Origin of the sequence: Arthrobacter sp. SAFR-023 (assembly GCF_051965295.1) — a bacterium.
In the GTDB taxonomy this organism is placed as follows: Bacteria; Actinomycetota; Actinomycetes; order Actinomycetales; family Micrococcaceae; genus Arthrobacter.
In genome coordinates, this window is the sequence record NZ_JBQCMF010000015.1 from 102,200 (window position 1) to 128,636 (window position 26,437).

Sequence of the window (26,437 nt, forward strand, 5' to 3'; positions counted from 1 at the left end):
GGCCGGAACTAGAAGCCCGACGGCGGCGTGAACTGGCTTGCCGTGAAGACAGCCCCGCCGGGGTCCCTGACCAATGCGGTCCGTGTCCACTCGGTGTCGTCCTGCCCCAGGACCTGGCCGCCAAGGCGCTCCGCCTCCTTCACGGCCCGGTCCCGGTCCGCCACCGTGAAGGTCACATGCCAGTGCGGTCGCTCGCCCGGGGCAGCCGGTGCCACCCAACCCACGGCGTCCTCGAAGCCGGCCGGCACGGCGTCTCCCGATTGCCGGGCCCGGATATCGGGGTCGATGGTGGCCTCCAGATGGTCGCCGTACCCGGGGCGGCGGATCATGATGCCGAAGTCGAGGCGGTCGAACTCCCAGCCGAACGCCCTGGCGTAGAAATCCGCGGCGGCATCCGTGTCCGCCGTGTGGAGGTCGCTGAAGTTCCAGCCGCCCGGGAGGTTGACGGCTTGGGCGCCCGGCCGCTCCCCTGCCTGCCAGATACGGAACTCCGCCCCCTCGGGGTCGGCCAGCGCGGCCCGTACGCCTCCAACGCCTGTATCGGCCGGAGCTGATTTCAGGGTAGCCCCGGCTGACAGCAGGTGCCGCACCGCAGCATCCGCATCGTCGACTGCAATGTATGTGTTCCAGGCCGGGACACCGTGGGGACCGGGCCCCAAGCCGGTGATGGCGCCCGTCTCTTGGCCCTCGAGCCGGGCCACTGCATAACTTCCGGTGTCACCGGCCGGCGCCGCACCGGCGTCGAACTCCCAACCCAACAGTCCCCCGTAGAACTTCATGGCTGCTTCCACGTCGGGCTGCTGGCAGTCCACCCAGCACGGCACGCCGGCCGGATAGCTCCGCTTCGGTTCTGCTGCGTCCTGTGCCATGGCTATGACCCTAGGCGTCACAGGCCGCCCGGACAACGCCTGTGCGGCGTGATTTAGGCGCCAGTGAGGAGACAGCGAAGACCCGGCGCTGATGCGCCGGGCCTTCGTACAGGGGTCCGCCGCGGGAAACCCGCGCCAGCAGAGACTACTGGGCGTTCTTGCCGAAGTAGTCCGCGCCGCCGGCGTATTCCGTGTGACCGGACTCGACGTCGGCGGTGGCCATGCTGGCAACCACTGCGGCGAACTCCTCCACGGAGTAAAGCTTTCCGGCCTCGGCGCGGCGGGCCTCGATGGCACCCGGGTTGGAGCGGTCCAGCAGCGTGGCAGTCACGGTACCCTCGATCATGTCGCCGGACACGACCACCAGGGAGATGCCCTTGTCGGCCAGGTTCGGCAGGAGCTCACGCAGCGCGTCCTCGCCGGCACGCTTGCTGCGGGCCACGGGCTCGTACTCCGGCATGGTGGGGACCGAGTTGATGAAATGCGCCTGGTGGCTGGTCACGAATACCACGCGGGAGCCCTCCTTCATGAGGGGCGCGGCGGCGTTGAGCATGTTGACCTGGGCGTCGCGGTTGAGCTTGAGGGCGTAGTCCTCCTCCATGCCGGATTCCATGCCGCCGGAGGCGTTGAGGACCAGAACGTCGAGCGAGCCGAAGTTTTCCATGGCGGCGCTGGCCAGCGCCTGCACACCTTCGATGCTGGTCAGGTCGGCGCCCACGGCGACGGCACGGCCGCCGTCGGCCTCAATGCCGGCCACCACCTTGTTGGCGCGCGGCGCCTTCTGGCGGTAGTTAACAACGACGGCGGCACCCTCGCCGGCGAGGATCTTGGCAACTTCGGCGCCGATGCCGCGCGAAGAACCGGTGACGATGGCTGTCTTGTTGTCCAGCTGTCCCATATGGGCTCCCTTGTCTAAAGCTATAACTTTGTTCAAAACGTCTAATTACTGATGACCTGAAGTCCATCATGCCAGCGGCCGCGCCGGTTTCCTTTGTCGGTACGCCACAAAGAAGCCGACGGCCAGCAGTGGGCGAAAGTTGCCCTGGTGTCTCGGCCCGGTGCCCAGTGCCTTGTGCCTGGTGTCTAGTGACCCATGCCGAGGCCGCCGTCGACCGGAATCACGGCGCCGGAAATATAGGCGGCTTCGTCACTGGAGATCCAGCGAACGACGTTGGCCACCTCGGAGGCGTCGGCGAAGCGCCCGGCAGGGATGCTGGACAGGTAATCCTTCTGGGTTGCTTCCGGCAGTTCTGCCGTCATGTCCGTGTTGATGAACCCGGGAGCGACGACGTTCGCAGTGATCCCGCGCGAACCGAGCTCGCGGGTCAGGGAACGTGCAATGCCCACGAGGCCGGCCTTGGAGGCGGAGTAGTTGATCTGCCCCGGCGCGCCGTACAGGCCCGAAACGGAGGAGATGAGCACCACGCGGCCCCGACGCAGCCGGATCATGCCCTTCGAGGCGCGCTTGATGACGCGGAAGGCTCCGGTCAGGTTGGTGTCAATGACGGACGTGAAGTCGTCCTCGCTCATGCGCAGCAGCAGCGTGTCCTTGGTGATGCCGGCGTTCGCCACCAGCACCTCAACGGGGCCGTGGGCGGCCTCCACCTCGGCGAACGCAGCGTCAACGGAGGCTTCGTCGGTCACGTCGGCTTTGACGCCCAGCACACCCTCCGGCAGCTTGGATTCGCTGCGGTAGGTTACGGCCACCTTGTCCCCGTTGGCCACGAATGCCTCCGCGATGGCCAGGCCGATGCCGCGGTTGCCGCCGGTGATGAGGACGCTGCGGGCCGTGGTTGCTGCTTCAGACATGTGTGCTCCGGTTTTCTGCGGAGCATGGCTCCGCCGTGGTGGCTGGATTTTTGACTGCCTCCGATCTTATCGCCCGATTGGGAGCCTCCTGTGGATGGTGAGAGAATTGGGGTAGCCATTGGAGCGTGATCAAACAGTCGTGACATCTGAACCCCAGCCCGGTCAGCAGTTGCCCGGGAAGCGTGACGCCACCTCCGGTCATCCGGAAGTAATCAGCATCACGGACGCCGCCGCAGCGCATTCCGAAGACATGCGGGAGCGCATGATCAAGTACGCCCTTGCCATGGCCATCCGCATGGTGTGCCTGATCCTGATCTTCGTGGTGGACGGCTGGTTCAAGCTGGTTGCGGTGGCGGGTGCGGTATTCCTGCCCTGGATCGCGGTGGTGATCGCCAACGGTTCGGACAAGGCGGAGATCCACAGCGACGCGCTGCTCGACTACACGCCGTACGCTGAGCTGGGGGCAGCCGAGGAATCCGGCACTCCGGAGAGCTCCGACACGGACGATGAACCGACGGTGCTCCAGGGCGAACTCATCACCAATGACGAAGAAGAAGAAGACGACGGCCGGGGACAGAAAGCTTCATGAACATTTTCAACCTGGGTGGCGGCAGCAGCGATCTTGCCGGGCCGGCGTCCACGGCCACGTGCTCCCGCAAAGCCTGCCGGGCCGACGCGTCCTGGCAGCTGCTCTGGAACAACCCCAAGATCCACACGCCTGACCGCCGCAAGGTGTGGCTCGCTTGCGGTGAGCACAAGGCGTGGCTGGAGGACTACCTGCAGACGCGCGGCCTCTGGAAGGAAACCGTGCCGCTCGAGCCCGCAGAGACCGGCGGGAACAGCTGAATGTACAAGTTCCTGTTTTCCAGCAAGTGGCTGGGCTACCTCTTGCTGGCCGCAATCTTCGCCACCGGCTGCGTCTTCCTCGGCCGCTGGCAGATGGACCGCCGCGCCGAGACCCTGGCCGAGATCCAGCGAGTCACGTCCAACTACTCGGCCACTCCCATCACGTTTGACCAGGCGCGCGACGAGTTCAATCAGCTGGACCCGTCGCGGGAATGGACCCAGGTTAAGCTCCAGGGCAGGTACGACGTCGACGGGCAGCGGATCGTGCGCAACCGCCCGCTCAACGGCCAGCCCGGGTACGAGGTGGTGGTGCCGTTCAAGCTCGTGTCGGGCGAGACCGTGGTGATTGACCGGGGCTGGCTGCCGATCGGCAACAAGACACCTGGACGGCCGGACACGATTCCTGCGCCGCCGTCCGGGCAGATCACGGCGGTGGTGCGGCTCAAGCACAGCGAACCCACACTGCAGCGCGGTGCCCCGGAAGGCCAGCTCGCCTCCATTGACCTGCCGGCCTACTCCGCCGAACTGGGCTCCCCGCTCCTCACCGGCGCCTACGGGCAGCTCGCGTCGGAGACGCCCACGGTGGCGGACATGCCGCAGCCGTTTCCGATGCCCTCGGTGGACGAGGGGACGCACCTGTCCTACTCACTCCAGTGGTTCGCCTTTGGCGTCCTCATGTTTGTGGGCTTTGGTTATGCGGCCCGGCAGCAGGCGCGAAACGCCGCCATGGACGCCGAGGATGCCGAGTTGTCGGAGGGCGAGGCTGCCACCACCGCCGCGGGAGCCCGCCGTCGTCCACCGGCGCCCCGGAAGCGCAAGCGCCCGACGGCGGAGGAAGAGGAAGACGCGATCCTGGATGCACAGGGCTACTGAGAACAGGAGCACTGAGATGCTTGCCGACCCGGTCGCCAACGTTCGCCGCGCTCTGACAGCAGCGGGCGCCCGCGACACAGTGACGGTTCTTCCGGGCGCGGTCCCGACGGCGGCCGCCGCGGCTGATGCCCTTGGTTGCGACGTTGCGGCCATCACCAACAGCCTGGTGTTCGAAGTGGACGGCACTCCCCTGCTGATCCTCGCCAGCGGCGCCGCGAAAGTGGACGTGCGCCTCGTCGCCTCCCAGCTGGGGACGGGACGGATCCGCCGTGCCGCGCCGGACTTCGTCCTGCAGCACACGGGCCAGGAAGTGGGCGGGGTTGCGCCGGTAGGCCACCCGGCCAAAATCCGCACGCTGCTGGACACCTCACTCGAAGAGTATGCGACGCTCTGGGCCGGGGCCGGCGACCACCACTCGATGTTCTCCATCAGCTTCGGCGAGCTGCAGCGCATTACGGACGCCCACGCGCTCCGGGTGCGTTGAGTGTCAGTCGTTTGGGGGTCGGGTCGCCCGTGAGTCAGGCGTGGAGGGTTGGCCGATAGATGAGCTCCAGAGTGTGTCCGTCGAGCGTGCGGCTCTCGATCAGCTCGAGGTCGAAGTCGGCGGCGCCCTGGAAGACCGGTTCTTCTCCGGTCTGACCGGTGATTACAGGAAAGAGAGTCAGTTGGACGCGGTCGACCAGGCCGGCGGCCATCAGCGCCCGGTTCATGGACAGGCTGCCGTGTGAGCGCAGTGGCACTGCTGACTCTTCCTTGAGCCTGGCGACAACGTCGACTGCGTCGCCGCTAACGACAGCCGCGTCCGGCCAGTCGAGCGGTTCTTGAAGCGTTCTCGAGACGACCGTTGCCGGCAGGTTCGTCATCCGCGTGACCCATGGGTCACGGACCTCGGACTCCTCGCTGCTCGAGGCCATCATCCCGGCGAACGCCCGATACGTGTTGGCCCCGAAGACCATCCGCTGCTCCTCGACGTACAGGGCGAGGCGGTGCTCGAGCAGCTCGGGGCCTTGCTTGCCCCAGTAACCGCCCCAGTTGCCCCTGTGGGAGCCGAAACCATCGAGGCTGGCAAAGACGTCGAAAGTGTAGATAGCGGTCATGATGCTCTCCTCGGGTGCGGCTGATCGGGTTTGCAAATGCAGCTGTCACGGCGGGAAGAGCCTAGCTACCGAAGCGAAGGATTACCACCAGGCTGTTCAGTAACGATTGCCCGCACGCGGCGTCGCGGTGCAGGTATTCTGGAGCCAGTGATTCTTCATACTTCTCTCTAGCTCACAGCCGCTGCCCTCTCGCGGCAGTGCTACCGCGTTCCGTTCCGGAGCGGTGATCCGGTGTGTCCGCCGAGGGAACTCGACTACGGGTTCCCAGTGCGACGTACACATCCGCATCATTCTTGGGAGATCAATTGAGCACCACATCCATTCCACGCACATCCATTCTGCAGCCTGCTGCCACTCCTGGCCGGGACGCACTGAAGCCCGACTGCAGTAACTGCTTCGCGCTGTGCTGCACCGCCTTCGGCTTTTCACGTTCAGCCGACTTCGCCATCGACAAGCCGGCGGGTACGCCGTGCCCCAATCTCGCCGCCGACTTCTCCTGTGGCATCCACGACCGGCTGCGCCCGCGCGGCTTCCGTGGCTGCACCGTTTTCGACTGCTTCGGCGCGGGCCAGGCTGTGTCGCAGGGGCTGTTCGACGGCGTCAGCTGGCGCGAAAAGCCGGAGAGCAGGTCCGGCATGTTCGCAGCCTTCAAGATCATGCGGCAGCTTCACGAGATGCTCTGGTACCTGGCGGAGGCGCAGGAACGAGCCTTTGACGCAGACACCGGCACCGCTGTGCAGGAGCTGCGGCTCACCATCAGCAAACTCACGAAAGGACCAGTGGCCGGGCTGCTCGCCCTCGGCGTCGAGACACTTCACAGCCGGGTGCGGCAGGTGCTGGCGGAGGTCAGCGAGGAAGTCCGGGCCGCCTTCTTCGCCTCGGGCGACGAGCTTGAAGAACGGCTGCAGCCTCAGGCGGACCTAGCGGGCGTGGACCTCCGGACGCTCCGGCTCTGCGGCGCCAACCTTCGGGGCGCCTGCCTCATTGCGGCAGACCTGCGCGGCGCTGATCTGGCCGGAGTGGACCTGCTGGGCGCCGACCTGAGGGATGCACGGCTGGAAGGCGCCGAGTTGTCCCGCGCCCTCTACCTGACGCAGCCGCAGCTCAACAGCGCGCGGGGCAACCCTGAGACACGGCTGCCCGGCGGACTTGAAGTTCCCGGGCGCTGGCACGTCAATCAGAACCACGCTGAAACGTGGACAGCGTGACGAGGCTCAGGTAGTCCTCGTTCAAGAGGCCCTCAACGCCGTCGGGCAGGGGTACCACACGCTCAGCCCGTTCATTCCCGGTGGGGTCGTGAGTGGAAGTAGTTGTTGCGGCGGGGTTTTCGGTGGGGGTCGAGTTCTGGTGGGGGTTTGAACCAGGGCACCTCGTTGGTGACTTCGATGTGCCAGTGTTCTTTGTGGATGAGGTGATGGTGATGGCTGCAGAGCAGGACGCCGTTGCCGGTGCTGGTGGTTCCGCCGCGGGACCAGTAGGTGATGTGGTGGGCTTCGCACCACGCGGCGGGGATGGTGCAGCCGGGGAACGCGCAGCCCTGGTCCCGGGCCATGATGGCTTTGCGGATGTGGGGCGGGAAGACGCGTGAGGCGCGCCCGATGTCCAGGATCCTGCCCTGGCCGCCGAGGACGACGGGGATGATGTCGGCGTCGCAGGCTATTTTGCGGATCGTGGCCGGGTTCACCGGCCCGCCGAACGCGAACAATGCCGTGCCTTGACTGGATCGGCCGGTGCTGCTCCGGCCGGCGGTAGCGGGCTGCGGACCCTCAGCGCTCTGGCCCCATTGAGCACTCTGGGCCCATTGTGTGTCCTGCCGGTGTTGGAGGTCGGCGAGGAGGTCGCGGTAGTTGATGGTGGCCAGGATCTGGGGCCGGTGGCCGCCGTTGGCCGGCAGGGTGTCGGTGGTGAGCACAGTTTGCAGCGCGCCGACGAGCCCGTCGAGCCGCTTCTGCCCCTGTGACCGGTGATCCAGGGAGATTTCCGGGACGCCGTCGGTGGCCCAGCCGTCAAGGCCAGCCGGTTCCACGTTCCCTGGCCCATCACTGCCCGCCCCGCTGCTTGGCCCGTCACTGCCTGGGCCGTCACTGTTTGGTCCGTCGGCGCTGGTCCCGTCGGTCCCAGTGCCGTGGCTGGGTGCCGGGGTGCGGGGGTTGGTGGCGGTGTTCATGACGGTGGTGATGGTTTCGAACTGTTCGGCGGTGGCGAAGATTTCCAGGTGCTGCAGGCCGTGTTTGGGGCGGCGGATGAAGGCGCCCTGGATTTGGCGGAGGGCCGCTTCGGAGGGTTCGGTTCCGTCCTGGTCGATCGCCTCGGCCCAGTGTTTGTGGCGACGCGGGTGAGGAAGTCGGCGTCGTTCTCGACGGCGGCCAGGGTCAGGTCGTGTTCCATTGCGGCTGTATGGTCCGGGGTGGTGAAATGCCGTGCCCGGTCCATGGCCAGAGTGATGGTGGTCGCCGCGCGGGAGCTGATCTGGGCGGTATCGACCGCGGCCGCGAGCTCCTCATACCTCGGGGGGAGTTGTTGCCCGCCGAAACCGGTCCTGGGCAGGACCGCGTCGGCCAGTCCGATCCGCCGGCGGGCTTCGGCGGAGCTGATCCGCAGCCTGTCCCGAAGGAGCTCCACGGTGTTCCGGGACCCGTCATCCCCCGGCAAAGTATCAGACACCGGGGACGGCGACGAGGGACGATGCCGCGGCGGTGAGCGCAGCGGTGCGGGAACGGTCCACCGCGCCGGCGGCGAGCACTTGCAGACGCTCCACCCGCCGAGAGAGCTGCTCGAGCCGGTCCGCGAAATCCGCGGCCTGCCCGAAACCCCACAACGCAGTGTCCTCGGCAGTGATCGTGTCCGGTTCCAGCAAAGCCAAGGCCTGATCAACCACGTCCCCCTCGACGACACTGGCGCCACCGCCAACAGGAACGCTCTGAAGGGCGTTGGCACCAACGGAAACCGGCTCAGAAGCCAACCCACCGGCACCCGGCCCTAAGGCCCGGTGTTCGGTGAATCCCCCAACGGCTTCCATAGAAACAGTCTGATCAGGGCGTCTGACATTATTAGCCCCCCCGGCCATGTCAGTGAGCGCAGGCAACCGTCCGCCGTCGTTCTTCCGGACGGAAGCCAACCCACCGGCACCCGACCCTAAGGCCCGGTGTTCGGTGAATCCCCCAACGACTTCCACAGAAACAGTCTGATGAGGGGGTCTGACATTAACGGACCTCTAGCGAGGCCGGGCAGGCATATCTGCGTGCTGGCGGCAGAACCGCCGCGAACTAAGCCAGCGTGATGAGGTCCAGGTAGTCCTCGTTCCAGAGGTCCTCGACGCCGTCGGGCAGCAATACCACGCGCTCCGGGTTGAGCGCCTCGACGGCCCCTTCATCGTGGCTGACCAGGACGACGGCGCCGGTGTAGTTGCGCAGTGCGCCCAAGATTTCGGCGCGGCTGGCGGGGTCAAGGTTGTTGGTTGGCTCGTCCAGAAGGAGAACGTTCGCGCTGGAGGCCACGATGGTGGCCAGAGCCAGACGGGTCTTCTCACCGCCGGAGAGCACGCCGGCGGGCTTGTCGACGTCGTCGCCGGAGAACAGGAACGAGCCCAGGATGCCGCGGACCTCGGCGTCCTTCATGTCGGGGGCAGAGGAACGCATGTTCTCGAGGACGGTGCGGTCGACGTCCAGGGTTTCGTGCTCCTGGGCGTAGTAGCCCACCTTGAGGCCGTGCCCGGGGACAATGTCGCCGGTGTCGGGGCGGTCCACGCCGGCGAGCATCCGCAGGAGGGTGGTCTTGCCCGCACCGTTCAGGCCAAGGATGACCACCTTGGAGCCGCGGTCGATGGCAAGGTCCACGTCGGTGAAGATTTCCAGCGAGCCATAGGACTTGCTGAGGCCCTCTGCCGTAAGCGGGATCTTGCCACAGGGCGAAGGATCCGGGAAGCGGAGGGCTGCCACGCGGTCGTTTTCGCGCACGGCTTCCAGCCCGCTGAGCAGACGTTCAGCACGTTTGGCCATGTTCTGCGCTGCAACGGCTTTGGTGGCCTTGGCCCGCATCTTGTTGGCCTGGTCGAACAGGACCTGGGCCTTCTTTTCGGCGTTGGCGCGTTCCCGCTTGCGGGCGCGTTCGTCTGTTTCGCGCTGCGTCAGATAGCGCTTCCAGTCCATGTTGTAGAAGTCGATCTGGGCCCGGTTGGCGTCCAGGAGGAACACCTTGTTGACGGTGGCTTCGAGCAGCTCGGTGTCGTGGCTGATCACGATCAGTCCGCCCTGGTGGTTCTTGAGGAAGTCGCGGAGCCACGCGATGGAATCGGCGTCCAAGTGGTTGGTGGGCTCATCCAGGAGCATGGTCTCGGCGTCCGAGTACAGGATCCGCGCGAGCTCGACGCGGCGCCGCTGACCGCCGGACAGGGTCTTGAGGGGCTGGTTCAGCAGGCGGTCCGGCAGGGCGAGGTTCGAGCAGATGGCTGCGGCCTCGGCTTCGGCAGCATAGCCGCCGGCGGCCAGGAACTCCGATTCGAGCCGGTCGTAGCGGTTCATCGCCTTGCGCTGGACCGCCGGGTCCTCGCTGGCCATTTCGTCGTGTGCCTTCTTCAGCTTGCCGACGACGATGTCCAGGCCGCGGGCGGACAGGATCCTGTCCCGCGCCAGCTGCTCCATATCCGGCGTCCGGGGGTCCTGGGGCAGGTACCCGATCTCGCCGCTGCGGGTCACCTTGCCGGCGGCAGGCAGGCCCTCGCCTGCCAAGACGCGGGTCAGTGTAGTCTTGCCGGCACCGTTGCGGCCCACGAGGCCGATCTTGTCGCCCTTGTCGATCCGGAAGCTCACCTGGTCCATGAGCAGGCGGGCGCCAGCGCGCAGTTCAAGATCCTGAACGGTAATCAAAGCAGGTAAGGCCTTTCACAACAGGGAAGCCGCAGCACGGCAGGTTGCATGCCGCACGGCGAAAAGTCTGGAACGCCGGGGATGCCAGCCGTGAGAACGGCCCGTTCAAGTCTACCGGCCGGCGCAACCCTGCCGGAACATGCCTTCCTCACATGGCAGGAGCGCCTTGCCGTCCCGAAGGAGCGGAGTATTTGTGCCCAGCACCAGACCCCGGGCAGTTCGTCTTGTAGGAGAGCAACAAAATGCGGCCATTCCCGGGCCAGTAACGTCGAGACGAGCTGATAATTGTCTGTACCCCCTCGACAGGACCTCCCATGACCCAGACCCATTCCGCCGGCACCCTGCAGCCGGCAAAGCGCCGCCGCTGGAACGCCACCGACCTCGGACTCATCGCCGTCTTCGCCGCGCTCGTGGCGGCGTCAGCCCTGGTGGCGGCCATTCCGGTGGGCGGCCTCGGCGTCCCCATCACGCTCCAGACGCTCGCTGTCATGCTCACCGGCCTTGCTCTCGGCCCGGGCCGCGCGTTCGCCGCCGTCGGACTGTACACCCTGCTCGGCCTCGCCGGGCTGCCGATCTTCAGCGGCGGCCGCAGCGGCCTGGGCATCCTCGCCGGACCGTCAGCAGGTTACATCATCGCGTTCCCGCTGGCCGCAGCGGCGGTAGGCTGGCTGGCCGCCGTCGTTATCCGCCGCACTGTAAAGTTCCGCGCCGCGCTGCTGTTTGTGTCTGCGATGGCCACCAGCATTGTGCTGGTCCACGGCCTCGGCATCGCCGGCATGATGGTCAATGCCAAGCTGGACTTCGCCAAGGCGTTCCTCGCCGACCTCCCCTTCTACCCCGGCGACATCATCAAGAACGTCCTCGCCGTCACGGTGGCCATCGCCCTGCACAAGGCCTTCCCCGATTTGCTGGTACGCCGCGTCCGGCAACTCCCTCAGAAGGCAGCGACCCCGGAAGCCACCACGCCGGAAGCCTCCGCACAGCAGTGAGCACCCTCTCCCTCAGGAACGCGGGGGTCAGCGTGGCCGTTGACGGCCGCCCTGACCCCAAGGTTCTGCTGCAGGACATCTCGGTGGAGCTCACCGAGGAGCGGATCGGCGTCATCGGGGCCAACGGCTCCGGCAAGTCAACCCTGCTCCGCCTGCTCAACGGCCTCGTGGTCCCCAGCGAAGGGACCGTGAGCGTCAACGGCGCCGACACGGTCCGGAATGTGCGGGCAGTACGGCAGCAGGTGGGTTTCGTCTTCACCGATCCCCTCTCCCAGCTGGTCATGCCCACCGGACGTGAGGACGTTGAACTTTCCCTCCGGCGTTCGGTCCGGAGCGGGAAGGAGCGCCGTGAGCAGGCCTCCGCCGCCTTGGACCGCTTCGGGCTTCTGCGCCTGGCTGACCAGAGCATCTACGAACTCTCGGGCGGGGAACGGCAGCTCCTCGCCCTGGCGTCCGTGCTGGCGGTCGAGCCCGGAGTGCTGGTGCTGGACGAGCCCTCCACGCTCCTGGACCTCCGGAACCGCGAGCTGCTCCGCCGCACCCTGGCCGGTCTCAGCCAGCAGATCATCATGTCCACCCATGACCTGGAACTAGCGCTGGACATGGACCGGGTCCTGGTGGTCGAGTCCGGACGGATAGCGTACGACGGCGGTGCTGCCGCCGCCGTCGAGCATTACCGCTCACTGTCTGCCCGGAGCCTGTCAGGCGGGGATTTCCGGTGAGGGGCCACGGCTTCCTGCTCGCCAACTACGTGCCCGGCACGTCCCTGATCCACCGCATGCCCCTCTGGCTGAAGTTCCTGCTGGTCCTGGCCTGCGGGATGGCCTCGTTCCTGATCGTCGACTGGCGGCTAGCCGCCGGAGCACTCGCCGTGCTGTGCGGACTGTTCCTGCTCAGCGGCGCCGGGCCCATGCGCCTCTACCGTGCGGTGCGGCCGCTGCTTCCCATCCTGCTGGTGATCGGGGCGTTCCAGTGGTGGCAGCTGGGGGGCCCTGTTGCCGTGCGGATTGTGCTGAACATCCTGCTGTGTGTCGTGGCGGCGTCCCTGCTGACCGCCACCACACCGCTGCACCGCCTGCTCGACGGGGTGGTCTCCCTGGCCCGTCCGTTCCAGCGCTTCGGCGCTGACCCGGAGCGGTTTGCCCTGACCATCGCCATCATGCTGCGGAGCATCCCGTTCATCGCCGGCGCCTTTTCGGACGTCCGGGACTCGGCGCGAGCCCGCGGACTGGAACGGAACCCGCGGGCGCTGGTCCTGCCGGTGTTCATCACCACCGTTGCGTATGCGCGCCATACAGGCGAGGCGCTGGCCGCCCGCGGGCTGGGCGAGCCGGAGGACTGAGTGCTCCGATCTCAGGAACGTGCTCCTCCGGAAGGCAAGGCGCATGGGAGGTCCTCTTGGAGGGGGTACCAGCAGGGACTCCCACAGCGATGTAAACGCTGGTTAGGTGGAACGGCACCCCATGACCCGCCGTCGAACTGGCGGCAGCCCTTTACCCCCTGAACGGAGGCAGCGTGACTGTGACCGACGCTCCGGTGACCACGCGCGAACAGGCAGTCGGACGGCCACTGGCAATTGTCCTTGGCCTGCTGACCATTTTCGGTCCGATTTCCATGGACCTGTACTTGCCCGTCCTGCCAGCCCTGACGGCGGAACTGCGGAGTTCCACGTCCACAGCGCAGCTGACCATCACGGCCTGCCTGCTGGGACTGGCCATCGGCCAGGTCATTGCGGGCACGCTGTCGGACCGTTTCGGCCGCCGGCTCCCCCTGCTGATCGGCGTCGCCGCCTACACGGTGACGTCCGTTCTCTGTGCCGTCAGCCCGACCGTTGAAACCCTGATCGCGGCCAGGTTCGTCCAAGGCCTGGCCGGCGCCGTGGGCATCGTGATTGCGCAGGCAGCCGGGCGGGACGTGTACGAGGGCGCAAAACTCCTCCGCTACTACGGCCGCCTGACGGTGCTCGGCGGGCTGGCAGCCATCGTTGGTCCGGTCATCGGGGGCCAGCTCGCCACCGTCACAGACTGGCGTGGGGTGTTCCTCTTCCTCGCGGCCGTCGGCGTGGCGATCTTGATTGCCTGCCTCGTGATCTTCAAGGAAACACTTCCGGTCCAGCGGCGTGCGGCAGGAGGTTTTGCCCATACCCTGCAAGATTTCCAGCGCTTGCTTGCGGACCGCGTATTCGTCGGGGCGGTGCTGATCACGGGCTTTACGTACTCTGCGATCTTCGCCTACCTCAGCGGCGCCACTTTCGTCCTCCAGGGCATTTACGGGCTCTCCCCGCAGGGATATTCGTTTGCTTTCGGCCTGAATTCGCTGGGGTTCATGATTTTTGGCTTCCTTGGCGGCCGGCTGGCCGAACGGTGGTCGGAGAAGGCGACGCTGGTGATCGGGCTGGCGATGGCCATTGCCGGTTCCCTTGGACTGCTCGTCACCGCGCTCCTGCACCTGCCCCTGGTTGCCGTGATCCTGTCCCTCTTCACCATGGTGGGTGGCGTGGCAGCGGCCAGCCCGCCCGCTACCTCTCTGGCGCTGAAGGGCTACCCGGACATCGCCGGCACCGCGTCGTCGCTGCTCGGCCTGGCAAGGTTCGCCTTCGGCGGCGTGGCGGCGCCGCTGGTGGGGATCGGCGGGGCGGACAACGCCCTCCCGTTCGGGATCGTCACGGTGGTGTCCGTCGCGGCGGCGGTGGCATGCCTTGGGCTGATTAGGGCGCGCACGACGGCGGGGTGAACCGGCTTTTTCATGTTAGCGGGGTTCGCTTTGGGCTAGACCTTTTTCAAGCTTTGGTGGGCCAGCTATCCGACTGTCAGGAGCCGGCCTCGCCCCCGTCGCGTCGAACACGGTCCCAGTACAGGTTGGGCTCACGATCCCCAACTGGGCACAATGCCCCAATGATTTCCGTCGTGCAAGAATCGCGGCATGGATGAGGATGAGCGGCAGACGAGGGAACAATTGATGATCCACGAGGCTCTGGTGCAGGCGATGGATCGGCGCGACGAGGTCTTCCAAGAGATTGAGGATTCAGAGAACGTGGACGAAGCCAGGCGTCGGGTGGGTCAGCTGTTGGGTGTTGGAGAGCTGGGAAGCCGGTTTGTCCTCGACATGCAGGCCAGAAGATTCACCCGAGACCAGCGTCAGGCGATCGCTTCCTATGCAGAAGAACTCAGATCAAAGTTGCGTGTTGGCCGCTGAGGACTTCGTGTTTTCCGTCGATTACTGGTTCGGCAGTCGATTAGCCATGGATCGGGCTTTTCCACCGGTGTTGCAGCGGGCTGCGTGGACAGTCACGCCGACACTTACTACCAAGCTAAGGAATAGTGCCCAGAAGCCTGCCGCGGCGGCGACATAGTAGCTTGCCGGATCAGGCACTGTATCGACTACTGGCTCCATGTAGAACCAAATGGTGGAACCGGCGCTCACACCGAGTAATGCGATCACGCCAGTCAGGACCCACGCGGTGATAGCAAGAATGAACATCTTCATATCTCCCCCAACTTTGGACCGTTGCAACCCGTCGTGCCCTGATCCTAGCCTCGGGGCTCAATTTCGGCGGATGTGTCCCGTAGTGGGTTCCCGAAGGGGAAACATGGACTAGATCTAGCGGCTTGTGCTGCGCTCGTAAGCCTCCTGAATGTCCCAGTGCATGCGGTTGCCAGATATGCCCAAGAAGTAATCAAACACTGCCGGCCGGTCCGGGTGAACAAGGAAGTGTCCCTCGAGTGGCGGAACATTGCCGACCATGACCTGGTAGAAGCACCAGCCCCGGAGCCACAGTTCATATGTGTACGGGGTTGGCTCTGGATACCGACCCAGCAGCGGCGGCGCGGTCGGGTCGGGGTCCTGCGGTCTCGCGGGATCACCCCCCGGCGTCCGTCACCTCCTGCGCTTCAAAGAGGGCCCTGGGCTCTGGGCGGAACTGCCACTGCATGTACACCCGGGACGCGCTCTCCAGGGCCTGCTCGTAGAGGTTGGTCGACGATTGTTTCGTCGCTGTGCCTACGCAGTTTTCGGATGAGCATGTCCGACTCGGGACCCGGATCCCGGTTCCCCAGTCGTGCCTCTTACACGAAAAACTCAAGATCCACTGTGATTCCTTCGTTCGGCAACGTTGACGGCGAGAACAAACCTATCCGGCCAGCCTGACAAGTCCGACGCTGTGGGCCCAAGACCCGGCGCGCCCCGTTGGGCGTTCGGCTCCCGGCAATCCGACCAGGGCGAAAGGGGGTGCGTCTAGGATGACCCCGTGAGCATCCCCGAAGATCCGGCCGAGCCTCTGCAGAAACTGCCAGCGGGAATGCCGAGAAGGTACGCAGAATATAAGCCAGTCACTTCGGATGCCGTGGTACCCCCGCCGACTAACGTCGGCGAATACGACCAACTCCTCAGCTATTTCCAAGAACGGGGTCAAACTCTGCCACGCAAAGCAGAAAGCCTCCCCGCTCTTGATAAAGCCATCAACGATGGTTTTCCGGCCGAGCTTGCCCGCCCTATCGGGATGTTCTACGAAGATCTCCTCACGCACACTGTTCCCGGCGCCCACTGGGAAGTAGTCGAGGAGGGATACCCTCTGGTTCGTATCACCAGGATCACAGCCGTCGATGTCGTCCGAGTCGCGCTACGGCGCCTGGCTACCCCGGAGCCCACCCTCGAACAAAACTATGCCCATGTCCTCGAACTCGTCAGGCAAGAACCGTAGCAGGTTCCCCATTACGGCAGACAGATTATTGTGAGGACTCAGGTGGTGACCTAAGGAGACTTCCGATATGAATCTACGAGACAAGGAGCGACGACGGGCGGTACGGCGCATTTTCGTTGAAACGGACCTGGCTGGTCTGGGATTCGGAGGTGTCGAGTTCCCTGGATACAAATATGACACGGAAGCGGACTTGGCCGTGTCCTGGCTGGCCAACGGACTCTCTCCGAGAGAGGTCGCCGCACGGGCGGCGCGCTACATTCGGCGTGACTGGGGCGTCTCCGTGTCTGACCGAAAAGTGGAGCAGCTTACGCACGCTCTTACTCTGCTTAGATCAAAACCGGAATGGCAGAACTAGAAGCCCGGCCCGGGCCCATTGAACGTTCCCCACGCGGATGGTGAACCGCTTCCCAGCCGGCACCTATCCGACGTTGCATCTGGCACTCAACCGAGCGGCTCGATCTGCAAGACTGTCACCCATGATGCAGACGGTAAACAGGACCTCTCACAATGGGATTACCTCATTTTGGCTGGACCGCGAAGGCCTCTGCACTGGCACGTTGATATTCGGCGTCGGAATGCGTGATGAACCACCAACGCAGGCCGGGATCACTCATCTGGTTGAGCACGTGCTTTTGCGCATGGTGCAGCCCGTAACGGTGGTGCACGGCGGTACCGTGACCGCCGATTCACTCCAGTTCTACGCCTTGGGCAGGCCAGAGGATGTCGCCGGTTTCCTCAATGCGATCGCGGCCGCCGTATCAGCATTCAAGGTCGTGACAGATGAAGTTATCGCCCTTGAAAAGTCCGTCCTCGAGACCGAGGACCCGCACAAGTTCAGTGCCGTCTCCGCTGGCCTGCTGACCTACCGGTACGGGCCCAGCGGCGTGGGCGCCGCACAATTCGGGGCACCGGCCACCGCCGGTCTGACGAAAGCGGAAACCACTGAATGGGCCTGCCGCTGGCTCACCGCCGCAAATGTGGCACTCACCTTCACGGGCCCCGTGCCCTCCGCCTTGGACATCCGTCTTCCCCCGGGTAAGGCCGTCAGCCATCATCAGGATCCACCGCTCATCACGGCTCCGACACTGGTCAGGTCCCGGAAACAGGGCGTCGCGCTGTCGCTTCTGGTGCCACCACACGATGCAGATTTTCTCTGCGAAGCACTGCGCTACGAACTCCTGACCCGGCTTCGGCACGCAGCCGGAATCATCTATTCGGTAGAGAACTTCACCACCGCGATCGATCACGACCGGAGCCAACTCGATCTCATTCTTGATCCTGTCCGGCAGAACACCATCCCGGCTCTGAAGGAAGGCGTAAACAACCTGCGCGGCATCGTAGATGCAGGGTTCAGCGAGGATGCAGCACAGTCAGCACGGCACGCACTGACGGCCGAGTTGGGATGGGACGACTACGTTCCCCAGGACTACCTGGACCAACTGGCAATCGACACCCTGCTCAGACGGCGCAGTCGGGACCGACAGGAACTCCTCGACCGGGCGACAGCCATCAGCACCGCCGAACTCACAAAGATCCTGAGAACCAGTATCGGTTCGCTGATCGTCGCCTTCGACAAGTCGGTGAAGCTTTCCAAAAAAGAGGCCGAAAACCTGGGGCTCGCGATGGATCGTTATGAAATTTGGCGGCGGAACAGCGAAGCCAAAAATCATCAGCCGGCAGCAGAAGGCGACGCTGAGCATCCGACGTGGCGACACAAGTCCTCCCCCACGACGTTGACACTTACTCCAACACGACTGATGACCCAGACCTCCGGCAAAGCGAAGACGATCTTCTTGGCCGACATCGCCGTGGTCGGTGACCGCAGCTGCGGCTGCATCTCTCTGATGGACCAACGAGGCAGAAGCAGCGACCTCAACATGGACGAGTGGACGGCCGGCAAAAAGCTCCGGAAGAAACTGCTCGAAGCATTCCCGCCCGAGATCGTCCGATCCTTTCCCGAAGAATAGCGGCCCGAAAGTCGGTTTTGTCGGTCGAGTCGAAAGCCGGCCCGTAAAGCGTTCGGCTCATGACCCAACTGACCCAACTGACCCAACACCCTAGGTGCCATAGCCCTGCCGGCTGGCCTGCGCCTGGTGAACCAGCAGGTTGATACACAAGCCCAGCTGCCACTTTGTAAGCGCCCTATTTATAGGGCGCCACCGAATGGCGCGGGCCGAGACGCCATTCCAGGCTGTCCACCTTGGCGCTCACGACTGGGACCGTACCGGGGCTGTACAGCCGACGCCGGTGTTCGACACGCGCTTCACCTTGAAGGTAGGCGCCCATGACGCGGCATAGTCTTCAAAGCTCGTCTGCTTTTTCCTGCTCCACGTCGTCGTAGTCGAAGACGATGGTTTGCACGTTCAGCCCGGGGATGAAAGCGTCCATCCACTCGTCGGTGGCACGAATGATTGCCGTGCGGTCCTGTTCGCGCCGCCGACTGACCACGCGGACGCATGCCCAAAAGGATCGTCAACTGGAAGTCGCATCCATCTTTCACGGTGAAGTTCTGTGGAACACCTCCGCGACGATCCGATAAAGCATGGCTTTTGATGTCGATGCTCACAGTCACAGTTTCACACCCTGCGGACCGGTTCGGCCCGCGCACCTGGAGGAGACCATCGGCGACCAGCCGCTGAAGGCGATCGGCGAGGATGTCATCACGTGCTATAATCCCAAGAATTCCTACACTGCGGCATGCACGTCGCAATCACTGAGGAGGTTCGCGGTGCCGGACACCACCTGCCACATGTCGATCTCGCTGGACGGCTTCGTGGCCGGGCCGGACCAGAGCCGCGAAGACCGCAACGATGCCGACAAGGTCGCGAACGAATGGCTCATGCGCCCGCGGGGCGCGTATGTGATGGGTCGGAACATGTTCGGCCCGATCCGCGGGAACTGGGGTGAGGAATGGACCGGATGGTGGGGCCCGGAGCCGCCTTACCACGCGCCGGTGTTCGTGCTGACCCATCACGGACACGACCCGATCGAGATGGACGGCGGGACGACCTTCCACTTCGTCACCGAGGGCTTCGACGCAGCCTACTCGGCAGCGTGTCAGGCCGCCGGGGACAACGGCGTGGACATCGCCGGTGGGGCCTCGACAGTCCGCCAGGCACTGACCGCCGGTGTGATCGACGAACTCACCCTCGACGTCGCACCGGTCCTTCTCGGTTCGGGCGAGCGCATCTTCGACGGGATTGAATCCTTCGGCTTCGAACCCGCCGAGGTCCTCCACTCACCGCTGGCCACCCACATCCGCTATCGCCGCTTGAGCTAGCTCCACAGGCGCGGCCAGCCCCTGCGCAGCAGGACGGTCAGTCAGCCCGCGGGGTAGACGCCTTCGGTGAGGAACCGATGGAGTTCGGCCATTACGGTCGGGTTGGCGCGTGGTGAAGAATCGTTTGCAGCGCTGGAGCAATTTGGTGGCCAGAGCCGCGCGGGGCGCGGTGGTGTCTTCAATGAGTGGGGGCCAAACACCGTTCCTCAAGCGGGGTGAGCCGCTGAGGTCCGGCGGGCTCAAGTTCGCTCCGCCGCGCAACATTGGTCCTCGGCTAGAAGCGCTGGAGGACTTGGCTGAGCATCTGGTCCCTTGGCCTCGAACACCTCGTCCCCGACCATTTGTGCCACACTGCTTTGCCTATAGCTTCCTTGAGTAGATCCACTCGCACTGCTGCACGGCCAGTTGACAGAGATCCGTGGCTTCGGGCCGAAAGTCGCACCGCCCGAAATCTACTACCCTGAGCTCGCCGTTATGGCTGATCCAATCCCGCGGCTGCCAATGTCCGGCTGTGCACGGGGCCAGCAAGGCCGCTGCTACCACCGTCTACCTCGCCTCGTGGGCAGCCCGGGAACGCAGCCACCAAGAACTTGGCATCGGCCTGGCGCGGGCCGGAGCGGTCCTGCTGTTGGCCGGGGGCTTCCTAGGCGGGCACATGGGCAGCGGCCGCCACTCCAGCGGTGCAAGCCACTCCCCCGGATGAAAGGCCGGCGTCGGGCTTGTGAGCCTTGTTACCGCAACACTGCCGCAGGGTCGGCACGAGCTGGATCGCCTCGGTGATGGAGCCCCATGTCGACCGTGACAAATTCGTGCGATCGCGAGTATGCCGGCCGGGACCTAGCTGGCGGGGTCGTACTGGAAAACGCGCACCTCCTGCGCGCAACGGCAGGCGACCGCGATCCTCGCGGCCCACTCCAACGCGGCGTCGTACGAGGGCAGCTCCAGCACCGAGTAGCCGCCTTCGAGCTGCGTCGTCTGCGGGTAGGTCCCCTCGCTCACGGTCCCATCGCCGTCGACCATGACAGGCGGGATGCTCTCATCGATGCCGCCGCCGAACACCCAGACGCCGGCGTCCTTCGCCTCCTGAACGACCGCGTGCGACGCATCCGAAACGGCTTGCGAGTCTTCGTTAGGGAAGACCATAGCGGCACTCGGAAACGAGATCAGATACTTGGTCATCGCGTCGACTCCTTCTCGCAGCACGGGGGATCGCATTCATCCTCGCCGATCCATCGTAAACTCCAACGGCTTCGAACTAGAGCTCGTTGCCACCGCCGAGGAACCACAACTGGACGACCTCAAAACGCATAGCGGATGCGGCAGTAGGGCGCGATCTTCTCAATAAGCGTGGTCAGTTGCCGCAGGTAGCCCGCCTTGGCTCTTGAACGGTACCGGACGTTAGTGAAGCCGTTGGACGACACCTTCGATTCCTGGAGGTCCGGACGCCACAGCACGTTCTCGGCCTGCGGATGCCACCCTAGGTTGACCTCGTGGAGCCGCTCGTTGTGGGTCAGGAAGATGACTTCTGCCGCGAGCTGGGCCTTCGCGGCGTCTGACAGGGTGGCATCGAGTTGGCGCAGCAACTGCTCCCAATCGCTGAGCCAGGTGTCCGTAATGACCACAGGCGAGAAGTTCACGTGCACCTCGTAGCCAGCCTCCACGAAGTCGTTGATTGCAGCCATGCGTTCGGAAACCGGCGACGTGCGAACGTCAATCGATTTGGCCAAATCCGCGGGCATGAGGGAAAAGCGGATCCTGGTGTGACCGCCGTGGTCCCAGTCGAGCATTGCCTGGTTCACGTACTTGGTGGCGAAGGACAGCTTGGCTGTCGGCAGGTCGCGGAAGAGCGTGACGAGGTCCTCCACGTTGTCGCTGATCAGCGCATCGACGGAGCAGTCGCTATTTTCACCAATGTCGTAGACCCAGAGTTCAGCGTCGCACTGGTTGGGCTCCAGCTTCATGCCCTGGCGTGTGGCGTGACGTTCAAGCGCCCCGGCAATCTGGCCGATGTTCGCGAACACAGTTACCGGGTTGCTGTACCCCTTGTGCCGGGGTACGTAGCAGTAGGCGCATGCCATGGCACAGCCGTTCGCGGTTGAGGGCGCAATGAAGTCGGCGGATCGGCCGTTCGGCTTGACGGTCAGCGCTTTCTTGACGCCTAGGACCAGCGCCTCCGTCTTGATCCGGGCCCAGCGAGGGACGTTCGTTTCATCACCGTGCACCTCCGGGATGTTCCAGTGGTTGTCGACAAGCACGACGTCGGCATCCGGCCAGCGTCCGACGATCTCGTGGCCCCTGGGCAGCTCCAGTGCAGCACTTTGCGCATAGATGCGCCGGATCTGCAGCAGCCGGTTGAATTCCATGGTTCCATTCTCCCAAGACGCCGAAGATGCCGTTGGCAGTTAAGCCCAAGGCATCCGCTAGTTCCGCGAAGCAATTCATCCACGCTGGCAAGGAAGGGAACGACGCCGTCACCAACCGCCGCGCGTGGGCGTATGTCCCGTTCGGGCATCGTCGGGCAAGGGCATTTCGGCCCGCAGGCCCAGGAGCCGGATGGGACGGTTTGCTTCGATTCCGGCTGCGAGGTCCAGGACCCGCGCCAGGATTTCGTTCCGGTCGAATGTCTCGGGAATCTTTCTCCCGTAGGTCTTGGTAAAGAACGGCGCGTACCGAACCTTGAGAGTCAGCCCAACCACGGGCCGTCCTTCGGCCACAACATCCTCAAGGACACGCGCTGTCAGCTCCCTCACGGCGTCGTCCACCTGGGCAGGCTCGGTCAGGTCGTGCTGGAAAGTGGTCTCCCGGCTATGCCCGCGGGCAACCCACGGGGTGTCGTCCACAACACTCGCGCCGTCCCCGCGTCCTAGCTCCGCGTACCAAGGACCCATCTTGGGGCCGAACTCCGGGACCAGATCTTGAGGGTTGGACGCGGCGAGCTCGGCGACTGTGTTGATGCCGAGTTTGGCCAGCCGGCCGGACACTTTCGTTCCGACGCCCCATAGGTCCTTGGTGGGCCGACTGCCCATGACGTCGAGCCAGTTTCCGGAAGTGAGACGAAAGACGCCGGCCGGCTTGCCGAAACCGGTGGCGACCTTGGCTCGGACCAGGGTGTCGCCGATGCCCACGCTGCAATGGAGCTGCGTTCGCTTCAGAACTGCCGCCTGCACCTGCCGGGCGTAGGCTTCCGGATTCTCTGTCTCAGTGCCTACGAAGGCTTCGTCCCAACCCAGCACCTGCACGGTGGCGCCGGGCTGCGAGCGCAGGGTAGCCATCACCGTTTCAGACGCCGCGAGGTAAGCCTCCTGATCGACGGGGAGAATCACAGCGTCCGGCACCTTCCGGGCCGCAATGCGCAAGGGCATTCCGGACCCCACGCCGAACGCCCTTGCTTCGTAGGATGCGGTCGACACCACAGCTCGTTCCGTCGGGTCGCCCCGACCGCCGACAATGATCGGCTTGCCTGCAAGCTCCGGCCGCCGGAGCACTTCGACCGCCGCGATGAACTGGTCGAGATCGACATGCAGCACCCACCGGATTCCGCTCACGCCACCAGTGTGCACCAAACACACCTGGCAAGCACCTCGCTGCAGGCCGCAGCGCCCAAGGAACCGGGCAGCTAAAGCTCACCGCGGACAGCGCGGAGCTGCGCACGGCGGCCTTGCAAATAGGGCTCAATGTCGGAAACGCGACGCAGTGACAGTGCCCTTGCGTCCAGTCCCGTCGTCCCTTCCAGAACCAGGCCGTTGCCATCGTGCCGGCCCGCGGCCCACCAACGGCCGGCGCCAGGCCATACGTCGAACAGTTCCTCCGCGCCGTCGACCGGTATCGACGCTTCCTCGCCCCGCTCCGAAGTGAGCACGCGCAGCCGCCGTGACAAGTCCTCGCCGCTGGCAGGAGGGGCGTCGGCAAACAGCCGTCGGTGGGCAATGGTCAGCCGCGGATCCTGGCTGGTGGTGGTGACCTGGACCATGGGGCCCGCTTCGCTGGAACCAAACACAACGCTTACCGCCGCGGGTGGGCGGCTGCCGAGATCCCACTCACCTAATGCGACTGGCCCGGACCACTTGTCGAGTCCGTAGCAAGGCAATTCGCCGAAGGACTCCCGAACGAGTTCCTCCATGCGCTCATACTCATCCCAGAATTCGTCCGGCGAAAGCCACCCCGTCACCTTCATAGCGAAAGTATGACAGCGCCGGCACCCACTACAGGCGCTTATTCGTCCGCGCCAGCCGGCAAGACCGTCCCCGCGCCACCGTCCACAACGACGCGCTGCCCCTCGGCCAGGATGCCCGTGCCTGTGCCGCTCCGCACTCGACGCTGCGGACATGCCAAGCGGACGAACAGCGCGCGGAGGGCGGCGCCGTCGGCCGTGTTCTCATTAAGAGCCTCCAGGGCGGCACCTTTCCGCCCGCGGCGGCGATGTCCGCCTGGCCCAATTCAGCCAGGGGGCCAGTTGTCCTACGTGTCATCCCGCGCTCCTTGTGCCGGCAGGCAGCAGCATCTTCACTGGCGGACGCTTCGGGGCCATCCGGGCATGTAAAAAACTACTCCACTGTCACTTCGCGCGTACAGGGTTAGCGCACCAAAGAGGGCCCTCGTCGCCGAGGTTGCACGACGTTACTGGTGCCTCTTGACCCCTTTCTGCATCGGGGCCACACTCGTTACTGATCACCAATTTAGGAATTCGTGAATTCTTTTCGGTACGTCAAAGACAGCGTTGTGTTGACGGGCCGGCGCCACGATGGGGGCAGGTGGGCATGAGTACCTAGTCGAAGTGTGTTTTGGCTATTTCTGCACGTAATGCGGCGCCGTGAGGTGCAAAAACCCGGCGGCCGCGTCAATTAATGTAGGGTCTCAAATCCGAGGAGCACTTCATGGGCCAAAGGCCGATTGTTCGATGGTGGAATGAGCTTGATGAGGCCACAAAGAAGTGGCTCGTTGAAAACCCCGGTTGCGTTGTTCTTCCGCGGACCGTGGCGAACGTTGTTCAGCAGGTCTCGGGCGGCCATGTCGCCCAGGACCAGCACGGCGAACTGCAGCTTTCGGAGGCGGAGCAGTCCTTCATCAGGGCGAAGTGCAAAGCCTCAGAGGTATCGGCCGGCAAGCGCGCGTGAATCCATAATTTACTCATGATCAGGCAGCGTAAGCGGCGATGGACCGCTACCGGCGGATGGTCAGGGGCTTTACGGGCAGTACACAAGATGCCCGCTGCATCTGAACGACGGCGGCCCCGGCCACCCGGTTGTTTCTTCCGGTGTCGTCGCACCAGTCAACGTCGTACGGCACTGCCGTGACTGTCGCCTGGCCCGGAGCAGTCTGTACCGGGACGACGAAAGTGTAAGTAAAGCCACCGCCGTCGTTCATTGCGGAAGTAGTGTTGACGACTTTCGCTCCGGAGGAATCGGCAACGGTGACCTGAATGCGGGCATTCGCACCATAGCGGGGGTCGCAGTCGGCGTCCGGTGCCGCGACGGTTACCGGCTCCCCCGGCCTGGCTTCTGAAGGCTTCACCGAATATGGCGGCGGAAAGCAGGGCGGTTCCCCAGCCGAGGAGGAGCCACACCCCGCAGCGGCAATCACCACCATTGCGCCGGCCCAAGCAACGGCCGCGAATCCCCGATACCCCACGTAGGAAGCCACACCGTCATTATGGCCCGGAATCAGCTGCTCACAACAGGGCCAGCACGGTAGTCCTAATGGCTACTTTTCGGTATACCTAAATTTCGGTATCCTCGTCTTATCGGTACCCCCAATGACGAGGATGGATGATGGCTGTTTCGACCCTTTCAGAGCGCACCGCACCGGGCCGGGTGTGGTCGCGCCTGCTGTTGCTGGGTCCGGCGTTCGTGGCGGCCATCGCGTATGTCGACCCGGGCAACGTGGCAGCGAACCTGACCGCCGGGGCGAACTACGGCTACCTGCTGGTCTGGGTGCTGGTGGCGGCCAATGCCATGGCTGTGCTGGTGCAGTACCAGTCCGCCAAGCTGGGCCTGGCCACCGGCATGAGCCTTCCCGAGATTCTGGGCAAGCGCCTGGGGACCCGCCGCCGGCGGGCGTACTGGGCGCAGGCGGAGATCGTCGCCGGAGCCACCGACATGGCTGAGGTGATCGGCGGGGCCGTCGCACTGAACCTGCTGTTCGGGCTTCCGCTGCTGGCCAGCGGGATCATCATCGGACTCGCGTCGATGCTGCTGCTGTCGCTGCAGTCGAACCGGAGCCAAAAATCATTTGAAGTGGCCATTCTGATCCTGCTCGGCGTGATCGCCGTCGGGTTCGTATCCGGGCTGTTCGTCAACCCGCCGGACGCCGGCAGCGCACTGACCGGCCTCGTGCCGCGCTTCGAAGGAACGGACACCATCCTGCTCGCCGCGAGCATGCTCGGCGCCACGGTGATGCCGCACGCCATTTACCTGCATTCCGCCCTTGCCCGGGACCGCCACGGCTTCTCCGAGAACCCTGCCGTGAGGACCCGCCTGATCCGCGCCACCCGGTTCGACGTGGCCGGCGCCCTGTTGCTGGCCGGCGTGGTCAATATCGCCATGCTGCTGCTGGCAGCCTCCAGCCTCCGCGGCGTGGAGGGGACGGACACCATCGCCGGCGCGCACGCCGCGGTAACGTCAGCACTGGGCCCGGCAATCGGCGTCGTGTTCGCCATCGGCCTGCTCGCTTCGGGCCTGGCCTCCACCTCCGTGGGCTGCTACGCCGGCGCCACCATCATGGGGGGCCTGCTGAAGGTCCGCATACCTCTGCTGACCCGCCGCGTGATCACGCTGATTCCGGCGTTGGCGATTCTAGGTGCCGGCATCGAACCGACGCTCGCCCTGGTCCTGAGCCAGGTGCTCCTCAGCTTTGGCATCCCGTTCGCCCTGATTCCGCTGATCCGGCTCACCGGCAAGCGCGAGGTCATGGGGATCCACACCGATTCGACCCCACTGAAAATCGCGGGCTGGACCAGCGCCACGCTCATCGTTGGCCTGAACTGCGTGCTCATCGTCCTCACCGCGCTGGGTGTGTCCTGACGGTCCCGCGACGGCCGGCAGATTAATGAAGGCCGAACACTAGGGGACGCTGCCCTGCTGCGGGAGGCACTGCCGTTACCCGTATTAGCAG

At 64.8% G+C, this 26,437-nt stretch carries 31 protein-coding genes and 1 pseudogene; 16 read left to right on the forward strand and 16 right to left on the reverse strand.

Going from position 1 to position 26,437, the window contains the following annotated elements; all coding sequences use genetic code 11:
* Window positions 1-8: 8 nt before the first annotated feature.
* The 3 genes from ACTHQX_RS16475 to ACTHQX_RS16485 form a co-directional block, all read right to left on the reverse strand.
* Entirely contained in the window at window positions 9-869 is an 861-nt protein-coding gene (locus tag ACTHQX_RS16475; protein WP_440158509.1) for a VOC family protein, read from the reverse strand.
* Between the two features lie 145 nt (window positions 870-1,014).
* The gene (locus ACTHQX_RS16480) at window positions 1,015-1,767 is read right to left on the reverse strand and encodes an SDR family oxidoreductase (protein WP_440158510.1); all 753 of its coding nucleotides are present in this window, start codon (window positions 1,765-1,767) and stop codon (window positions 1,015-1,017) included.
* Window positions 1,768-1,952: 185 nt separating this feature from the next.
* Window positions 1,953-2,678 (reverse strand): beta-ketoacyl-ACP reductase, encoded by a 726-nt coding sequence (locus ACTHQX_RS16485; RefSeq protein ID WP_111904768.1) that lies wholly within the window; start codon window positions 2,676-2,678, stop codon window positions 1,953-1,955.
* A gap of 139 nt (window positions 2,679-2,817) precedes the next feature.
* On the opposite strand from ACTHQX_RS16485, the gene ACTHQX_RS16490 reads away from it, so the two are divergent.
* From ACTHQX_RS16490 to ACTHQX_RS16505, 4 genes are read left to right on the forward strand one after another with little or no spacing between them, the layout of a single operon-like run.
* Window positions 2,818-3,267, forward strand: coding sequence for a DUF3099 domain-containing protein (locus tag ACTHQX_RS16490; RefSeq protein ID WP_440158511.1), 450 nt, complete (start codon window positions 2,818-2,820; stop codon window positions 3,265-3,267).
* Window positions 3,264-3,524: a hypothetical protein gene (locus ACTHQX_RS16495; RefSeq protein ID WP_236803337.1), complete on the forward strand. Its 261-nt coding sequence runs from the start codon at window positions 3,264-3,266 to the stop codon at window positions 3,522-3,524. The genes ACTHQX_RS16490 and ACTHQX_RS16495 overlap by 4 nt, the downstream gene beginning before the upstream one ends.
* Window positions 3,525-4,397, forward strand: coding sequence for an SURF1 family cytochrome oxidase biogenesis protein (locus ACTHQX_RS16500; protein ID WP_440158513.1), 873 nt, complete (start codon window positions 3,525-3,527; stop codon window positions 4,395-4,397).
* Between the two features lie 16 nt (window positions 4,398-4,413).
* Complete coding sequence (locus ACTHQX_RS16505; protein WP_440158514.1) at window positions 4,414-4,881, forward strand: YbaK/EbsC family protein; 468 nt, start codon at window positions 4,414-4,416, stop codon at window positions 4,879-4,881.
* 34 nt (window positions 4,882-4,915) lie between these two features.
* Here the strand turns inward: ACTHQX_RS16505 and ACTHQX_RS16510 are convergent, their stop codons facing one another.
* Entirely contained in the window at window positions 4,916-5,494 is a 579-nt protein-coding gene (locus tag ACTHQX_RS16510) for a dihydrofolate reductase family protein (protein WP_440158515.1), read from the reverse strand.
* 305 nt (window positions 5,495-5,799) lie between these two features.
* Between ACTHQX_RS16510 and ACTHQX_RS16515 the strand changes: the two genes are divergently transcribed.
* Complete coding sequence (locus ACTHQX_RS16515) at window positions 5,800-6,702, forward strand: pentapeptide repeat-containing protein (protein ID WP_440158516.1); 903 nt, start codon at window positions 5,800-5,802, stop codon at window positions 6,700-6,702.
* A 71-nt stretch (window positions 6,703-6,773) separates the two neighbouring features.
* On the opposite strand, the gene ACTHQX_RS16520 is transcribed toward ACTHQX_RS16515, so the two are convergent.
* From ACTHQX_RS16520 to ACTHQX_RS16540, 5 genes and pseudogenes are all read right to left on the reverse strand, one after another.
* The gene (locus ACTHQX_RS16520; RefSeq protein WP_440174627.1) at window positions 6,774-7,046 is read right to left on the reverse strand and encodes an HNH endonuclease; all 273 of its coding nucleotides are present in this window, start codon (window positions 7,044-7,046) and stop codon (window positions 6,774-6,776) included.
* A 48-nt stretch (window positions 7,047-7,094) separates the two neighbouring features.
* Window positions 7,095-7,757, reverse strand: a pseudogene (locus ACTHQX_RS16525) (hypothetical protein); the annotation flags it as partial.
* Window positions 7,658-8,158: a DUF222 domain-containing protein gene (locus ACTHQX_RS16530; protein WP_440174625.1), complete on the reverse strand. Its 501-nt coding sequence runs from the start codon at window positions 8,156-8,158 to the stop codon at window positions 7,658-7,660. The pseudogene ACTHQX_RS16525 and the gene ACTHQX_RS16530, both read right to left, overlap by 100 nt.
* Window positions 8,151-8,513, reverse strand: a complete 363-nt coding sequence (locus ACTHQX_RS16535) for a hypothetical protein (protein WP_440159060.1) — start codon at window positions 8,511-8,513, stop codon at window positions 8,151-8,153. The genes ACTHQX_RS16530 and ACTHQX_RS16535 overlap by 8 nt, the downstream gene beginning before the upstream one ends.
* A gap of 247 nt (window positions 8,514-8,760) precedes the next feature.
* Entirely contained in the window at window positions 8,761-10,359 is a 1,599-nt protein-coding gene (locus ACTHQX_RS16540) for an ABC-F family ATP-binding cassette domain-containing protein (RefSeq protein WP_440159059.1), read from the reverse strand.
* 314 nt (window positions 10,360-10,673) lie between these two features.
* On the opposite strand from ACTHQX_RS16540, the gene ACTHQX_RS16545 reads away from it, so the two are divergent.
* The 5 genes from ACTHQX_RS16545 to ACTHQX_RS16565 all read left to right on the forward strand — a co-directional run bounded on the left by ACTHQX_RS16545 (window position 10,674) and on the right by ACTHQX_RS16565 (window position 14,543).
* Complete coding sequence (locus ACTHQX_RS16545) at window positions 10,674-11,348, forward strand: biotin transporter BioY (RefSeq protein WP_440159058.1); 675 nt, start codon at window positions 10,674-10,676, stop codon at window positions 11,346-11,348.
* Window positions 11,345-12,070: an energy-coupling factor ABC transporter ATP-binding protein gene (locus ACTHQX_RS16550; protein ID WP_440159057.1), complete on the forward strand. Its 726-nt coding sequence runs from the start codon at window positions 11,345-11,347 to the stop codon at window positions 12,068-12,070. The genes ACTHQX_RS16545 and ACTHQX_RS16550 overlap by 4 nt, the downstream gene beginning before the upstream one ends.
* Complete coding sequence (locus ACTHQX_RS16555) at window positions 12,067-12,690, forward strand: energy-coupling factor transporter transmembrane component T family protein (RefSeq protein WP_440159056.1); 624 nt, start codon at window positions 12,067-12,069, stop codon at window positions 12,688-12,690. Before ACTHQX_RS16550 ends, ACTHQX_RS16555 begins: the two co-directional genes overlap by 4 nt.
* Before the next feature lie 179 nt (window positions 12,691-12,869).
* Window positions 12,870-14,081, forward strand: a complete 1,212-nt coding sequence (locus tag ACTHQX_RS16560) for a multidrug effflux MFS transporter (protein WP_440159061.1) — start codon at window positions 12,870-12,872, stop codon at window positions 14,079-14,081.
* 189 nt (window positions 14,082-14,270) lie between these two features.
* A complete protein-coding gene (locus tag ACTHQX_RS16565) occupies window positions 14,271-14,543 on the forward strand; it encodes a DNA gyrase subunit A (protein WP_440159055.1) in 273 nt (90 codons plus the stop codon).
* 21 nt (window positions 14,544-14,564) lie between these two features.
* Here ACTHQX_RS16565 and ACTHQX_RS16570 read toward each other — a convergent pair whose 3' ends face one another.
* Window positions 14,565-14,834 carry a hypothetical protein gene (locus tag ACTHQX_RS16570; protein WP_440159054.1) on the reverse strand — a complete coding sequence of 90 codons (270 nt, stop codon included), beginning with the start codon at window positions 14,832-14,834 and terminating at the stop codon, window positions 14,565-14,567.
* Between the two features lie 760 nt (window positions 14,835-15,594).
* On the opposite strand from ACTHQX_RS16570, the gene ACTHQX_RS16575 reads away from it, so the two are divergent.
* Window positions 15,595-16,047 (forward strand): DUF6278 family protein, encoded by a 453-nt coding sequence (locus ACTHQX_RS16575; RefSeq protein ID WP_440159053.1) that lies wholly within the window; start codon window positions 15,595-15,597, stop codon window positions 16,045-16,047.
* A gap of 476 nt (window positions 16,048-16,523) precedes the next feature.
* Complete coding sequence (locus ACTHQX_RS16580; protein ID WP_440159052.1) at window positions 16,524-18,014, forward strand: hypothetical protein; 1,491 nt, start codon at window positions 16,524-16,526, stop codon at window positions 18,012-18,014.
* Between the two features lie 334 nt (window positions 18,015-18,348).
* Here ACTHQX_RS16580 and ACTHQX_RS16585 read toward each other — a convergent pair whose 3' ends face one another.
* Window positions 18,349-18,495, reverse strand: a complete 147-nt coding sequence (locus ACTHQX_RS16585; protein WP_440159051.1) for a hypothetical protein — start codon at window positions 18,493-18,495, stop codon at window positions 18,349-18,351.
* A 280-nt stretch (window positions 18,496-18,775) separates the two neighbouring features.
* On the opposite strand from ACTHQX_RS16585, the gene ACTHQX_RS16590 reads away from it, so the two are divergent.
* Complete coding sequence (locus ACTHQX_RS16590; protein WP_440159050.1) at window positions 18,776-19,327, forward strand: dihydrofolate reductase family protein; 552 nt, start codon at window positions 18,776-18,778, stop codon at window positions 19,325-19,327.
* Between the two features lie 511 nt (window positions 19,328-19,838).
* Window positions 19,839-20,030 carry a hypothetical protein gene (locus tag ACTHQX_RS16595; RefSeq protein WP_440159049.1) on the forward strand — a complete coding sequence of 64 codons (192 nt, stop codon included), beginning with the start codon at window positions 19,839-19,841 and terminating at the stop codon, window positions 20,028-20,030.
* A 134-nt stretch (window positions 20,031-20,164) separates the two neighbouring features.
* Here the strand turns inward: ACTHQX_RS16595 and ACTHQX_RS16600 are convergent, their stop codons facing one another.
* From ACTHQX_RS16600 to ACTHQX_RS16615, 4 genes are all read right to left on the reverse strand, one after another.
* The gene (locus ACTHQX_RS16600) at window positions 20,165-20,506 is read right to left on the reverse strand and encodes a YciI family protein (protein WP_440159048.1); all 342 of its coding nucleotides are present in this window, start codon (window positions 20,504-20,506) and stop codon (window positions 20,165-20,167) included.
* A gap of 119 nt (window positions 20,507-20,625) precedes the next feature.
* Window positions 20,626-21,690: a spore photoproduct lyase family protein gene (locus ACTHQX_RS16605; RefSeq protein WP_440159047.1), complete on the reverse strand. Its 1,065-nt coding sequence runs from the start codon at window positions 21,688-21,690 to the stop codon at window positions 20,626-20,628.
* 108 nt (window positions 21,691-21,798) lie between these two features.
* Entirely contained in the window at window positions 21,799-22,872 is a 1,074-nt protein-coding gene (locus ACTHQX_RS16610) for a DNA polymerase IV (RefSeq protein ID WP_440159046.1), read from the reverse strand.
* Window positions 22,873-22,943: 71 nt separating this feature from the next.
* Complete coding sequence (locus ACTHQX_RS16615) at window positions 22,944-23,501, reverse strand: hypothetical protein (RefSeq protein ID WP_440159045.1); 558 nt, start codon at window positions 23,499-23,501, stop codon at window positions 22,944-22,946.
* A 700-nt stretch (window positions 23,502-24,201) separates the two neighbouring features.
* Between ACTHQX_RS16615 and ACTHQX_RS16620 the strand changes: the two genes are divergently transcribed.
* Window positions 24,202-24,441, forward strand: a complete 240-nt coding sequence (locus ACTHQX_RS16620) for a hypothetical protein (protein WP_440159044.1) — start codon at window positions 24,202-24,204, stop codon at window positions 24,439-24,441.
* A 46-nt stretch (window positions 24,442-24,487) separates the two neighbouring features.
* Here ACTHQX_RS16620 and ACTHQX_RS16625 read toward each other — a convergent pair whose 3' ends face one another.
* Entirely contained in the window at window positions 24,488-24,838 is a 351-nt protein-coding gene (locus tag ACTHQX_RS16625; protein WP_440159043.1) for a hypothetical protein, read from the reverse strand.
* A 257-nt stretch (window positions 24,839-25,095) separates the two neighbouring features.
* Between ACTHQX_RS16625 and ACTHQX_RS16630 the strand changes: the two genes are divergently transcribed.
* The gene (locus ACTHQX_RS16630) at window positions 25,096-26,346 is read left to right on the forward strand and encodes an Nramp family divalent metal transporter (RefSeq protein ID WP_440159042.1); all 1,251 of its coding nucleotides are present in this window, start codon (window positions 25,096-25,098) and stop codon (window positions 26,344-26,346) included.
* Window positions 26,347-26,437 lie beyond the last annotated feature (91 nt).